This window comes from Photobacterium lipolyticum (assembly GCF_003026475.1).
GTDB lineage: Bacteria > Pseudomonadota > Gammaproteobacteria > Enterobacterales > Vibrionaceae > Photobacterium > Photobacterium lipolyticum.
Genome location: NZ_PYMC01000014.1, coordinates 99,803 through 114,042, shown reverse-complemented (window position 1 = coordinate 114,042; position 14,240 = coordinate 99,803). Strand labels below are relative to the sequence as shown.

The window sequence follows — 14,240 nt, the reverse complement described above, 5'->3', positions numbered from 1 at the left end:
GGCTTCCTTCAGACCCCACCGTTAGCCAGTGACGCCCTTGCCATTCGGATTGTCTTCCCCTTAGCCGGGGTGACTCCACTATCTTTCAAGTGAACGGGTTTGCCAGCTTTGCTGGGCAAACAAAAAAAAAGGGCAGCCGTTAAGGCTGCCCATTAAAATAGTCATGTTATCCGCATTTACTCATGTTTATTTAAAAAGCGGGTAGAAAAAAGGCTGACAACGTCAGCCTTAATGATCAATCTTATGATTTAAGAAGCCTTGCAATATGCGCCTTCAACACGTCGATCGCGATACGGTTTTTACCGCCTCGTGGAACAATGATGTCAGCATATTGTTTCGATGGCTCAATAAACTGCATAAACATAGGACGTACGGTCTTTTGGTACTGCACAAGCACAGATTCCATTGTACGGCCACGTTCAGCAACATCGCGCTGCAGGCGACGTAGCAAACAAATATCTAATGGCGTATCCATGAATATACTTGCGTGCATAATTTCACGTAAACGCGGATCGGTCAGCAACAGAATACCTTCCAGAATGATCACCTTCTTCGGTGTCATTGAGGTAGTCTCTTCCGTGCGGGTATGTTCGCTGTAGCTGTACTGAGGCACTTCTACGGCTTTACCTTCGATCAACTGTTGCAGATGATCACATAGAAGGTTGTGATCAAGGGCATTCGGGTGATCATAATTCGTTTTAACCCGCTCATCCATGCTCAGGTGGCTTTGATCGTTGTAGTAACAATCTTCCGTGATTACACCGATCTGATGATCGCCTACTTTTTCTTTTAATTCTTTATAAACAGTACTGGCAATCAGACTTTTACCGGACGCAGAAGCGCCTGCGATACCGATAATTACGCATTGGTGTGAGTTTTCAGACATATCAAAGAGCACCTGTAAGACAACGTGGCAAGGTGAAAAATTAAACCGCCTGATTATAGGGATTCACAGCGTCAGATACCAGCAAAAATGCGACACCTGGCACATTAGATTAGAAATCCCTCACAAATTTTCACGCAAAACGTTACATTGTACGAATAGTAATCTGCTCTGCAACCACTTCACCTTGCCAAAATAATCGACTGGCAACCGCCCCGGCCAAATCTATATAGGCAGCGGCTTGCTCTGAATCAGGAGAAGCTGCAACGGTTGGCTTTCCCCGGTCAATGTCTTCACGAATTTTGATATGCAACGGCAGTTGGGCTAATAGGGGTACCGAATATTCCTTTGCCATTCGTTCTGCACCACCCGTTCCGAAAATAGGTTCATGATGGCCGCAGTTGCTGCAGATGTGGTAACTCATGTTTTCCACGATCCCAACGACGGGCACCTCTACTTTATTAAACATACTGATGCCTTTAATCGCATCTGCCAACGCTAAATCTTGCGGTGTCGTAATAACAATCGCTCCTGTCACTGGGATCTGCTGAGCCAGCGTCAGTTGAATATCTCCTGTACCCGGTGGCATATCAATCACCAAATAGTCGAGATCGGGCCACCAGGTTTCAGTCAGAATTTGGGTCAGTGCTTTTGAAGCCATCGGGCCACGCCAGATCGTCGCACTCTCAGCAGGAACCAGATAACCGACAGAGTTAGTAAACAAGCCACATGATTCAATGGGCATCATCATCTTGCCGTCAGGCGATTGCGGTTTTTGATCAACCGTTCCCAACATCATAGGGACAGAAGGACCGTAAATATCAGCATCGAGCAGCCCGACTTTTGCACCTTGCTGTTTCAAACCGAGCGCCAGATTAACAGCAGTGGTTGATTTACCGACCCCACCCTTGGCAGAGCTCACAACGATAATATTCTTTACCCCTTTCAGCGGTGCTTTATCACCGCTCGATAACGGAGCGACATGACATTGCACAGTGAAAGCCGTATTGGCAGCAACATGATGTAATTGTTGCTGGGTAATAATCCAGTGTTCTAGCAGCTCAGCCACCGTTGCGGCGGCAAAAGGTAAGCTAATGGTGACCATTCCCTGGGCCGAAACCGATACCACATTCGGCGTTTCAGCCCATGCGTGATGCAGCCAGGGGTGCTCAAAATGGTTCAGCCACAGACAGATATCTGCAACATTTTCAAATCGGATCATTGAGTCGTTACCCATAATGTATAGCGCTCCGTTATTATTATTCCGGGTATAGCGTATCACCAAACCTTAAATATCGCTGCTGTTAAGGTCGAATAACACCTTATGATGCTAGGCATTAGAGCATCCATCAGGTAATATTTGGGGCTTAAAATCTTTTTACCCATCATGAGCGAAATAAGTAATTATGGCTGCAAATCCAAGAAAAATTCTGGTGACCTGCGCCCTGCCGTACGCTAACGGTTCTATCCACTTAGGTCACATGCTTGAGCATGTACAAGCGGATATTTGGGTGCGCTATCAGCGCCTTCGCGGCAACGAAGTTCATTTCATTTGTGCTGACGATGCACACGGTACTCCAATCATGCTTAAGGCCCAGCAGATGGGTATGGAACCTGAGCAGATGATTGCGGAAGTGAGCAAAGAGCACCAAGCGGACTTTGCTGGCTTTGATATTAGCTTTGATAACTACCACAGCACACACTCAGATGAAAACCGTGAGCTGGCATCATTTGTATATACTCAGCTTAAAGAAAATGGCTTTATTACAAGCCGCACTATTTCTCAGCTATTCGATCCTGAGAAAGAGATGTTTCTGCCAGACCGTTTTGTAAAAGGCACTTGCCCGAAATGTAAAGCTGAAGACCAATACGGCGATAACTGTGACAACTGTGGTGAAACTTACAGCCCGACCGATCTGATCGATCCTAAGTCTGCCGTTTCTGGTGCGACGCCGATCATGAAAGATTCGGAACATTTCTTCTTCGACCTGCCTCAGTTCGAAGAGATGCTGAAAGCATGGACTAAATCAGGCGCACTTCAAACCGAAACCTCAAACAAAATGCAAGAGTGGTTTGAGTCTGGTCTGCAACAGTGGGACATCTCCCGTGATGCACCTTACTTCGGTTTCGAAATTCCAGGTGAAACCGGCAAATACTTCTATGTATGGCTAGATGCACCGATCGGCTACATGGGCTCGTTTAAGAACCTATGCGACAAGCGCGATGACCTGAACTTTGATGAGTTCTGGAATAAAGACAGTTCTACCGAGCTATACCACTTCATCGGTAAAGACATTGTTTACTTCCACAGCCTGTTCTGGCCGGCAATGCTTGATGGTGCCGGTTTCCGTAAACCAAACAATGTCTTTGTTCATGGTTATGTCACCGTAAACGGCGCGAAAATGTCGAAGTCTAAAGGTACCTTTATTAAAGCGGGTACTTACCTTCAACATCTGGATCCAGAATGTCTTCGTTACTACTACGCGGCGAAGCTAAATAGCCGTATTGATGATCTGGATCTTAACCTTGACGATTTTACCCAGCGCGTAAACAGCGATGTGGTCAACAAGATTGTTAACCTGGCATCTCGTAATGCCGGCTTCATTGCTAAGCGTTTTGAAGGTAAGCTTTCTGAAAGCTTCGCCGAGCCAGAACTGTATACCGAGTTTGTTGCAGCGGCTGATCGCATTGCTGAACTGTACGAATCCCGTGAGTACAGCCGCGCAATCCGCGAAATTACCGCGCTTGCTGATAAAGCAAACCAGTACGTTGATGAGAAAGCCCCATGGGTTGTTGCGAAACAAGAAGGTAAAGATCAAGAGCTACAAGAAATCTGCTCTGTCGGTATTAACCTGTTCCGCGTTCTTATGACTTACCTGAAACCGGTTATGCCTCTGCTGGCAGAGCGTACTGAAGCATTCCTGAATGAGACGTTAACTTGGGAAGGCATTGTGCAGCCACTCACAGATCACGAAGTGACTAAGTTCAAGGCGCTATTCAACCGTATCGATCCTAAGCATGTAGAAGCCATGCTAGAAGCATCTAAAGAGGATGCAGCGGCAGAAAAAGCAGTAAAAGAAGCAGCGGAAAAACCAACCGGTCCTCTTATTGACGAGCCTATTGAAGCTGAAATCGAGTTCGATGACTTCGCAAAAGTTGATATGCGTATTGCGAAAATCGTTTCTTGTGAAGAAGTACCTAAAGCAAACAAACTGCTGAAGTTCCAATTGGATATCGGTGGCGAAATGCGTCAGGTATTCTCCGGCATCAAGTCAGCCTACACGCCAGAAGAGTTAGTGGGTAAGCACACTGTCATGGTGGCAAACCTTAAACCTCGTAAAATGAAGTTTGGTATGTCTGAAGGCATGATCCTGGCTGCTGGCCCGGGTGGTAAAGATCTATGGATTCTTGAGCCACACGAAGGCGCCCAGCCTGGTATGCGTGTGATGTAATCATTATCTCCATTGTTAAAAAAGGAGCTCAGGCTCCTTTTTTATTGCTTAAACTATTCACCCCCAGCCTGCATAAACATTCACATCAGCATCCACGGCACCGTGTTCCATATTGGAAAAGTCCACTCTGAAATACCCCTGACAGGTAAAATAGTTAACCAAACCATTACGTTATCTACAAAAAATCACTTAATAAAATAGATGGTAGCCATTTTTAATTGTTAACAAAAATTTTGGCAAAGACGATAACATGGCTTTTTCTTCAAAATTCCGCGAGCAACATCTTAAAATATCAAGGCGACGACATCATATTTGGTTAACAATTGAGCTCCAGGTTAAAACTTGGTTAATATTCATGTTTTCAGGATGCTATTCTGGCTCTAAAAGTGTGATCTCAAACATATCTTTGCATTTTGAACACTCTTTTACTTCGCCTTAACACCCAAACTACTGCTAATCTGCTTCGCTCTCTGATGAATGATTTACAGAGTGAATAATTATAAGGAGTGTTCTATTCATGAATACACAGAAGAAAAAAATGTCCCTTACCGGCCGTGTCATTCTCGGCATGGTGTTGGGCATATTGACAGGATTTGTCATTCGTTCCCTTTTTGCGGAAACCTCTTTTGTCTATGAATACGTTGTGAATGGCCTGTTCGACGTTGGTGGTAAAATCTTTATTGCAAGCTTGAAAATGCTTGTTGTTCCACTCGTCTTTGTTTCTCTGGTATGTGGTACCAGCTCACTAAATGACATCAAGACCCTGGGTCGCCTTGGTGGCAAGACGCTGGCTTTTTATCTGGCAACGACCGCACTTGCTATCACACTTGCCCTTACCATGGCTACGATTTTCCAGCCAGGTACAGGTGCTGACTTAACGGCAGCAACCAGTTTTGCTTCAAAAGAAGCACCATCTCTGGGTGATGTCATCATTGGCATGTTCCCAACAAACCCAATCAGCGCAATGGCTCAGGGTAATACCCTTCAGATCATCGTGTTTGCGATTCTGTTCGGTATTGCTATCAGCGCAGCAGGGAAGCCGGGTGAACGTATCTCTGCCATGTTTACTGACTTAAATGAAGTGATCATGAAACTGGTGGCGCTATTAATGAACATCGCCCCGTTCGGCGTCTTCTTCCTGATGGCAAAATTGTTCACCAGCTTAGGTCTGGATGCCATATTCAATTTATTCGAATACTTCTTGGTACTCACAGCAACACTACTGATCCATGGCCTGGTTACTTATACGGCAATGCTGAAGCTCTTCACTGGTCTTAGTCCTAAGATATTTTTGAAGAAAATGGAAGACGCCATTATGTTTGCGTTCTCTACCGCCTCTTCAAATGCGACGATTCCGGTAACCATGGAAACAGCAACCAAGCGCTTAGGTGTTAGCAACAAGATTGCTTCATTTACAGTGCCGCTAGGTGCGACGATTAACATGGATGGTACCGCCATCATGCAAGGTGTTGCGACCGTCTTTATTGCTCAGGCCTTTAACATTGACCTGACCATGAGTGACTACCTGGCAGTCATTATGACGGCAACTCTGGCATCGATTGGTACTGCGGGTGTTCCGGGGGTTGGTCTGATCATGCTTGCAATGGTACTGAACCAGGTTGGTCTCCCAATTGAAGGCATTGCACTGATTATGGGTGTTGACCGTCTGCTGGATATGATCCGTACCGCGGTGAATATCACGGGTGATAGCGTTGTAACATGTATTGTTGCTAAATCAGAAAATGAAATGGACATCAAACGCTTCAACGATCCGAGAGCGGGCGAGAAAGACGAAGAGTTCCACCTTCATCCAATCACAAAAAATAGTTAATTACTGACTCAACTAGACAGCGATTACTCTACTTAAAAAGGCTCTTCGGAGCCTTTTTTATACCTGCAGATCCAGCAGCCGTTTGCACCAATCTGGATAAATACTCACCAAAATAGTACAGCCCCTAATCCCCCCTCGACAACACCATCCTAACTCTTTGTTTTAAAAGAGACTAATTCACTCTGTTGCTATTTTCCCTTCGGCACAGATATTGCAGAATCACTGTATCAAGAGGTTTGAATACCTGTCAGGAGGGATTATGTGGATAACATTGCTACTTGCGATTTTTTTGATCGCGACCAGTTTCTTGGTCTGGCAGTCGAAGCAAACAAATGACGTATTACAGGCACGTTTTGATCAAGTGATTGGATTACGCCAGTTGATTTACTTATTACGCTTTCACCGCCGGCAATCACATCAGTGCCTGTCGCATATCCGTTCCCCTAAGCTGGAAGAACTGAATGAAGCCAAAGCAATTAAAGCCCTGCTACATACCTTAGTTAACCAGGCAGAGCAAACGCATAAACCCATGCATCGAATTTTGCGCCAGCGTATTAACAGCCTGCTAAATGAGTGGTTTTACTACTCTGTACGGCGTAATCAAGCGGTACATGGCAAAGCTATACGCCACGTACTGTATCTGATTGATGATCTTATTACCCAAAGTTTACTGGCTGCTGGCAAAGAACAATTATTCAACCAATATCAAGCGGTTTGGCCCATCACGCTTAATGCTATCGATAGCCTAAGCCGCTTTCGTCACACCATCGAAAGCTACAATGTTGATAATTCAGCTTCTAAACGAGAACTTAAACTCCATATTCAGATAATTCAACACCGGTTGGGACAATTATCATTACTCATGCACCGGGCTCCCCCTGCCTTTATGCTTGATGAATTGCAGGCCGATTTTGGTCAGATCAATCTAGACGCGCAGGATGTGATGATAACTAAACAAGCACTCTATCAGTTGTCCTTAAGAATTTCAGATACCATTTTTATTCTGTTTGATGTGATGCTGGGGGATATTGCCAATGATATTTCAGTCCGTTTTCCAACGATTCATCTCAATGATGCGAAGATTATTCCGCTAGACATTAAGTCAGACAAGCGACCTGCGGCATAACAATAAAACAGCCAGATAGTGATGACGGTGTCGGAGTTAAAATAATAAATAAAAAAACCCAGCCAAAGCTGGGTTTTAACAAGACTGTACTCTATCAGCTGTTAACAGCTGTAAGGATCACAAGGTGATCAGAGTAGTTAACCGATGTGAGTCTGCTCACCCATGTACTTACGCAGTACATGAGGGATCGCGATGCGGCCGTCTGCTTCTTGGTTGTTCTCAAGAATAGCGACCATCGTACGGCCAACAGCAAGACCAGAACCATTTAGCGTGTGAGCAAGCTCAGGCTTCTTCTCGCCCTTACGACGGAAGCGTGCTTGCATACGACGAGCCTGGAAATCCCACATGTTAGAGCATGAAGAGATTTCACGGTAAGTTTCTTGTGCAGGAACCCAAACTTCTAAATCGTAGGTTTTGCATGCACCAAAGCCCATATCACCCGTACATAGAATCACTTTACGGTATGGTAGCTCTAACAACTGAAGAACTTTCTCAGCGTGACCTGTCAGCTCTTCTAGGGCTGCCATTGAATCTTCAGGCTTGGTGATTTGTACCAATTCAACTTTGTCGAACTGGTGCATACGGATCAGACCACGAGTATCACGACCGTATGAGCCCGCTTCTGAACGGAAACACGGTGTATGTGCGGTCATTTTCAGAGGAAGATCAGCTTCGTCTGTAATGGTATCGCGCACCATGTTTGTCACTGGCACTTCCGCAGTCGGGATCAGTGACATACCTACGCCTTCTTCAGTAGCCGGCTGGGTGTGAAACAGGTCTTCACCAAACTTAGGTAACTGACCAGTTCCGAATAAGCTGTCTTTGTTCACTAGGTACGGTACATACATTTCTGTATAGCCGTGTTCTTCGGTGTGAAGGTCCAGCATGAACTGTGCAATCGCACGGTGTAGACGCGCAAATTGGCCTTTCATTACGATGAAGCGTGAACCCGAAATCTTAACCGCACTTGCGAAATCAAGACCACCGGCCATTTCACCCAAATCAACGTGGTCTTTCACCTCGAAGTCGTAAGCTTTTGGCTCACCCCAGCGAGAGATCTCAACGTTCTCGTCTTCATCTCTACCTGCTGGTACAGAATCATCCGGCAGGTTAGGCACAGATAGCGTAATGTCCTGAAGTTCGATTTGAAGTTCAGCAAGGGCTTTTTTCGCGTCATCCAGCTCGTTACCAAGATTGGCAACTTCAGCCAAGATCTTCTCGGCTGCGTCATGATCGCCTTTAGCTTTAGCTTGACCAATCGACTTCGATCGCGAGTTACGCAGAGCCTGCAGCTCTTCTGTCTTTACCTGAAGCGACTTACGTTTCTCTTCAAGGCTGCGTAATTTTTCAACATCGAGGTTAAAACCACGACGCGCGAGTTTTTCAGCTGTTTCGTCCAGCTCAGTTCGAAGTAATTTAGAATCTAGCATGCTAATCCTGTGCTCTTAAATATTCTGAAATGCATGTTATTCAGACAATTCATGTCAAAATAATCTTATTTTTCGATACGCCAGCAAGTCTGACGTCAATTGTTCAACGATACCCAAAAAGCCTTATTATTGGTAGCGCTTTAATGGGCTTTTGGCATCTAAAGAGGCAAGATAATCCAACTTTTCTGCAATTTTGGTCTCTAAGCCTCGATTTGTCGGCAGATAGTAACGTGTCTCTTTCATTTCCGGTGGAAAATAGTTCTCTCCGGCAGCATAGGCACCAGGCTCGTCATGGGCATAACGATACTCAGCCCCATAACCTAACTCCTTCATTAATTTGGTTGGTGCATTACGTAAATGAGGCGGCACTTCATAATCAGGGTGGTTACGGGCATCTTCTTTTGCATTCGCAAAGGCTACGTAGACTGCATTGCTTTTCGGAGCACATGCCAGATAGACGATTGCCTGAGCAATCGCCCGCTCACCTTCATATGCCCCGACCCGGGTAAAGCAATCCCAGGCAGAAACGGCAATCTGCATACCGCGCGGATCCGCATTACCGACATCTTCCGAAGCAATTGCCAGTAAACGGCGAGCGACGTACAGCGGATCACACCCCGCTTGCAGCATACGGGCATACCAATACAGCGCCGCATCAGGATTCGAGCCCCGGATCGATTTATGGACAGCAGAGATCATGTCGTACCACAGATCGCCTTTGTTATCGAAACGGCCAATCTTCTCTCCGGCCACTTCAGCCAGCAAAGATAAGGTGATCTGCTTAATGCCGTTGCCGTCTTCTTCCGCCATATCAATGAGCTGCTCAAGATAGTTCAGCACCATACGGGCATCACCACAAACCAGCTCAGCCAAGCGCTCTGTAACATCATCGACAAAGTTAATATTAGTATCGCTGATACCGCGGATCTTATCGGTCAGCGCCTGCTCGATAACCGCCAGAATTTCTTCCGTTTCCAGCGATTTCAATTTATAGACCCGGGCACGTGACAACAATGCGTTGTTCAACTCGAAAGAGGGATTTTCCGTGGTCGCACCAATAAACGTCACCGTGCCGTCTTCGATGTGCGGCAAAAATGCATCTTGCTGGCTTTTGTTGAAACGATGCACCTCGTCGACAAACAAGATAGTACGGCGACCGGCCATCTTATTGTCTCTGGCCTTATCAATCGCAGCACGGATGTCTTTGACCCCAGAGGTGACGGCAGAGACTCGTTCGACCTCGGCGTTGGCATAATTTGCCGCAACTTCTGCTAACGTCGTTTTACCTGTACCTGGCGGCCCCCAGAGGATCATCGAGTGCAGATGACCCGCCTCAAGCGCACGACGCAGCGGTTTGCCTTCACCCAGAATGTGGTGCTGACCAATGTACTCTTCTACGGTACGGGGACGCATACGTGCCGCTAACGGGCGAAAGTCAGAAGAAAAATCGAGGCTAAAGTTACTCAAAATAACCACTCTCTTTAATACAGAAAAAGGCGGTACTCAGTACCACCGATTTTATAAAAATGCGCTAGGTTCGAGGAGCAAGGGGCTAGATCCTCGACACTCGATTCTAGACACTCGATTCTAGACACTCGATTCTAGACACTCGGTTCTAGATACTCGATTCTAGACACTCGATTCTAGACACTCGGTTCTAGATACTCGCTACTCGCCCCTAAAATACGCTCATCTCTGAAACACCTAATTGCGCTGATCATCTAACTCAACACCTTTAGGTGGCGTAAAGGTAAACATACGGCCTTCAGGCATCTGCTTGCTGAACTGACGGAAAGTGAAATGGCTACGCTGCCCGTCTTGTTCAACAACGGAGAAATTACGAACTTCACCGCTTTTAGCGACAGTGACAACAAACTTGCCCATCGAGGACGTGCTGTCTTTAGGCGTCAGGGTGAACGTATCCGACGTTTGCGCCACGTTGTAATGCGCCCAGTCACTGTCACTATTGCGAGTCAGCAACACAAATGGCGTCTGCTCTGTGGCATCTTTCAGCCACATTGCCGTGACCTGTTCGATGAACGGGCTGTAGTACCACAGCGTTTTGCCATCTGAGATCAATATATTTTCGTCAGGTATGACGGTATTCCAGCGGAAAAGATTCGGGCGTTTAATTGCAACATCGCCCTGACCTTCCACCAGCACATCACCTTCGGGGCTCAGCACTTGCTGATCAAACTGCGCACTGAACGCATTCACTAAATTTAATCGTTCGCTTAGCTCTTGCTGCGGATCAGCCCAAGCAGCAGAGGATACGATTATTGGGGCTGCAACCAGCAAGCTCATTACTGTTTTTTTAATCATTATCAACAACCTATATTTTCAATCACTCAGGCTAATCCCTTGGTGGCGGGGGGGGAGCCAATACTTCACGGTTACCATTGTGCCCCGGAGGGCTCACAATCCCGTGTGCTTCCAATTGCTCCACAATACGCGCCGCGCGGTTATAACCAATTTTAAATTTGCGTTGTACGCCGGAGACTGAGCCCCGCCGTGTTTCTGCTACAAAAGCGGCAACCTCATCAAATAATTGATCTCGGTCGTCATCTGCCGGTGTTGATTCACCCGGTAATAAGCTCTCTGAACCTTGCTCTGCATTTAAGATACTGTCGATATATTGCGGCCGTCCACGGGCTTTCCAGTCATTGACAACATTATGCACATCATCATCTGACGCAAAGGCACCATGAACACGTATGGTATGGCTCTGGCCTGGTGGTAAATACAGCATATCACCCATACCCAGTAGCGACTCTGCGCCGCCCTGATCAAGAATGGTGCGGGAATCGGTTTTGGTCGATACCGTAAATGCCATACGGGTTGGAATATTGGCTTTAATCAAGCCGGTGATCACATCCACCGATGGGCGCTGAGTCGCCAGTACAAGGTGGATTCCGGCAGCACGTGCTTTCTGGGCCAGGCGGGCGATCAATTCTTCCACTTTTTTACCAACAACCATCATTAAGTCGGCAAATTCGTCGACGATAACAACAATACTTGGCATTTTCTCCAGCAACGGGGGATGTTCATCCATGCTATCGCCGGGTTTCCACAACGGGTCATAAATCGGATGGCCGGCATCAGCCGCTTCCTGTAATTTCGCATTATAGCCGGCAAGGTTACGCACCCCGACCGCTGACATCAATTTATAACGGCGTTCCATCTCACCCACACACCAGCGAAGTGCATTACCTGCATCTTTCATGTCGGTAACCACTTCCGTCAACAGGTGCGGGATCCCTTCATAGATCGAGAGCTCCAGCATTTTCGGGTCGATCATGATGAAACGACAATCTTCCGGCTTACATTTATACAGCAAGCTAAGGATCATGACGTTGACACCCACCGACTTACCAGAACCCGTTGTACCGGCGACCAGCAAGTGCGGCATTTTGCTCAAATCCGCCACCACCGCTTCACCGGCTATGTCATTACCCAATACGATAGGCAGCGCGCCTTTCATATTTTGGAAGCGCTCGCTGTCGACCACTTCCGACATATACACGGTCTCACGGCTATGGTTAGGCAGCTCCAGACCGATATAGGGCTTGCCTGGTATAACCTCGACAACACGTACCGCCGTTGCCGATAATGCACGGGCTAAATCTTTTGCCAGACCGGAAATTCGACTGACTTTGACACCCGGCGCAAGATCCAATTCATAACGGGTGATAACCGGCCCGGGACACACCGCGACCACCCGTGCTTTTATTTTATAATCCGCCAGCTTTGACTCAACTAACCGGGCCGTTTCCATCAGCTCTTCTTCTGATGTCGGCTCAACGTTTTGCTTTGGCGGTGCCAGTAAATCAATTGTCGGCATGGGTGAGGTCGGTGCAGGTAGATCTGGATCTTTTTTCATTAAAAACGGATTATCGAGGCCGGCTGCATGGGCTTGCTCTTTTTGCGCGTCCCGGATCTTCTGTAAAAAGATCTCTTCATCTGACATAGGCTCAGCGCTGGCTTGTTGTGCGCGTTCTAATTCAGACATGCCGTCATGGACGCCGATCTCGATACTGGTGTGTGGTTCGATATCCCGCTCAACAGCAGCTTGTTCAGGTTCAGTAACTTGCATGGAGTCCATCGGTTGTTGATTGGCCTCCATGATGGGAAGGGTCTGCTCCGAGACAAGCTCATTTTTCGGTAAAGCGATACTTGCTTGTACGTCGCCACCGCCTTGCCACTGTGAGTCTTGATGCGTGGCTTGAGCATGCCCCATAGGCTTATCGGTAGGTGGTAGGTCATCAACGAGCGACAAGTCACCTAAAACTGGCTCATAGGGCTCCTGTAACGAATGCTCTGCCATTTCCGTTAATGACTCGGGTTCAGCAGACACATCTTCTGACAACACGCTACTTGGAGCTGTCAACGGCTCTTGCTCTTCGACATAAACCGTAAAATCTTCGTCATTTTCTAATTCACGTTCCAATTGGGCAATGGTCAGCCCTTTTGCCTGTACCGTTGAGGTTATCTCAACCGATGCTGGCGATAGCTCTTCCAGACCCGGACGTTGTTGTACCGACACCGTGCCGGCAAAGAGCTCATCGGCCACAGCAGCACTCACGGTTTCAACCGCAGCGGCTTCGTTTCTGGACATTTGGGCACGGCCAGACATTACAATTCTCGGAGCCGGAGCTTCGGCTTCCCATGGCTGGCGCGCAGGTAATTGTTCCTCTTGTGCAAACGGCTCTCCTGCTCCCGATTTCTGGCTGTAAGAGGCTAATAACACATCATCAGCGTCTGGCTGAGGTTGGATCATCTGCTGTGCAGGTAGCAACTGCCGGGCATATGGGGTTTGCTGCTCATCAGGGATGTCGGCCGCAAACGGTGTCAAGGTTTCTGATTTATCGGCACGGATCTTGTTCAGCAGCCAAGACAGGCTGCCTAACGTAGTGTCGCCTAATGTATCGACAATAGATAACCAGGAAATGCCGGTAAATAATGTAAAGCCGACGGCCCAGACAAACATCATCACCAAAGTGGTACCGAGTATGTTGAGCAGGGGTAAGGTCATATTCGAAACAACATCACCAATTACCCCGCCGGACGAAAAGTACCAGATATCATCAAAGTTCAAATCGGCCAAACCACAGCTGGTCAGAAACAGCAAGAGCAAGCCGAGCAGACGCGTTCCGTAGATCGTATAATCGATCGACTTCGGCTCTTTACGGCGGCTGAATAATACCCATGCGGCCAGCACGATGGCAGCCGGTAACGGGTAAGCCAGAGAGCCGAAAGCAAAGAAAAAAGTGTCCGCGACGAGTGCCCCCATGGCCCCCGCTTTATTTTGTACGGGGCCTTCCCACGCGGTTTGAGACCATGACGGGTCGGCAGGATCAAAGCTAACCAATGCCACCATGATAAAAATGGCGGCCAGAATGCCGATAATTAGAAAGCTCTCAAGAATGCGCTGTCCGCCAGAAAGACGCGCTTTGGGCTGTTGTTTGCCTTTAACCTTCCTCAAAAAAAAAACTCCGGTGTATCTATTTTAATAACTAGG

General features: G+C 47.3%; 9 protein-coding genes. 3 read left to right on the top strand and 6 right to left on the bottom strand.

Annotated elements, in window-relative coordinates:
• Positions 1–241: 241 nt before the first annotated feature.
• A complete protein-coding gene (gene udk / locus C9I89_RS17340) occupies positions 242–886 on the bottom strand; it encodes a uridine kinase (RefSeq protein ID WP_107284575.1) in 645 nt (214 codons plus the stop codon).
• A 142-nt stretch (positions 887–1,028) separates the two neighbouring features.
• On the bottom strand, positions 1,029–2,120 hold the full coding sequence (gene apbC, locus C9I89_RS17335; RefSeq protein ID WP_245905514.1) for an iron-sulfur cluster carrier protein ApbC: 1,092 nt from the start codon (positions 2,118–2,120) through the stop codon (positions 1,029–1,031).
• Between the two features lie 169 nt (positions 2,121–2,289).
• Here apbC and metG point away from each other — a divergent pair, with 169 nt between their 5' ends.
• The 3 genes from metG to C9I89_RS17320 all read left to right on the top strand — a co-directional run bounded on the left by metG (position 2,290) and on the right by C9I89_RS17320 (position 7,292).
• The gene (metG, locus tag C9I89_RS17330) at positions 2,290–4,335 is read left to right on the top strand and encodes a methionine--tRNA ligase (RefSeq protein ID WP_107284574.1); all 2,046 of its coding nucleotides are present in this window, start codon (positions 2,290–2,292) and stop codon (positions 4,333–4,335) included.
• Between the two features lie 517 nt (positions 4,336–4,852).
• Positions 4,853–6,166: a dicarboxylate/amino acid:cation symporter gene (locus C9I89_RS17325; protein WP_107284573.1), complete on the top strand. Its 1,314-nt coding sequence runs from the start codon at positions 4,853–4,855 to the stop codon at positions 6,164–6,166.
• A gap of 259 nt (positions 6,167–6,425) precedes the next feature.
• Positions 6,426–7,292 carry a hypothetical protein gene (locus tag C9I89_RS17320; protein ID WP_107284572.1) on the top strand — a complete coding sequence of 289 codons (867 nt, stop codon included), beginning with the start codon at positions 6,426–6,428 and terminating at the stop codon, positions 7,290–7,292.
• 137 nt (positions 7,293–7,429) lie between these two features.
• Here C9I89_RS17320 and serS read toward each other — a convergent pair whose 3' ends face one another.
• From serS to C9I89_RS17300, 4 genes are all read right to left on the bottom strand, one after another.
• On the bottom strand, positions 7,430–8,722 hold the full coding sequence (gene serS / locus C9I89_RS17315) for a serine--tRNA ligase (protein ID WP_107284571.1): 1,293 nt from the start codon (positions 8,720–8,722) through the stop codon (positions 7,430–7,432).
• Positions 8,723–8,848: 126 nt separating this feature from the next.
• Entirely contained in the window at positions 8,849–10,189 is a 1,341-nt protein-coding gene (locus C9I89_RS17310) for a replication-associated recombination protein A (RefSeq protein WP_107284581.1), read from the bottom strand.
• A 237-nt stretch (positions 10,190–10,426) separates the two neighbouring features.
• The gene (gene lolA, locus C9I89_RS17305) at positions 10,427–11,044 is read right to left on the bottom strand and encodes an outer membrane lipoprotein periplasmic chaperone LolA (protein ID WP_107284570.1); all 618 of its coding nucleotides are present in this window, start codon (positions 11,042–11,044) and stop codon (positions 10,427–10,429) included.
• A 31-nt stretch (positions 11,045–11,075) separates the two neighbouring features.
• Entirely contained in the window at positions 11,076–14,204 is a 3,129-nt protein-coding gene (locus C9I89_RS17300; protein ID WP_107284569.1) for a DNA translocase FtsK, read from the bottom strand.
• Positions 14,205–14,240 lie beyond the last annotated feature (36 nt).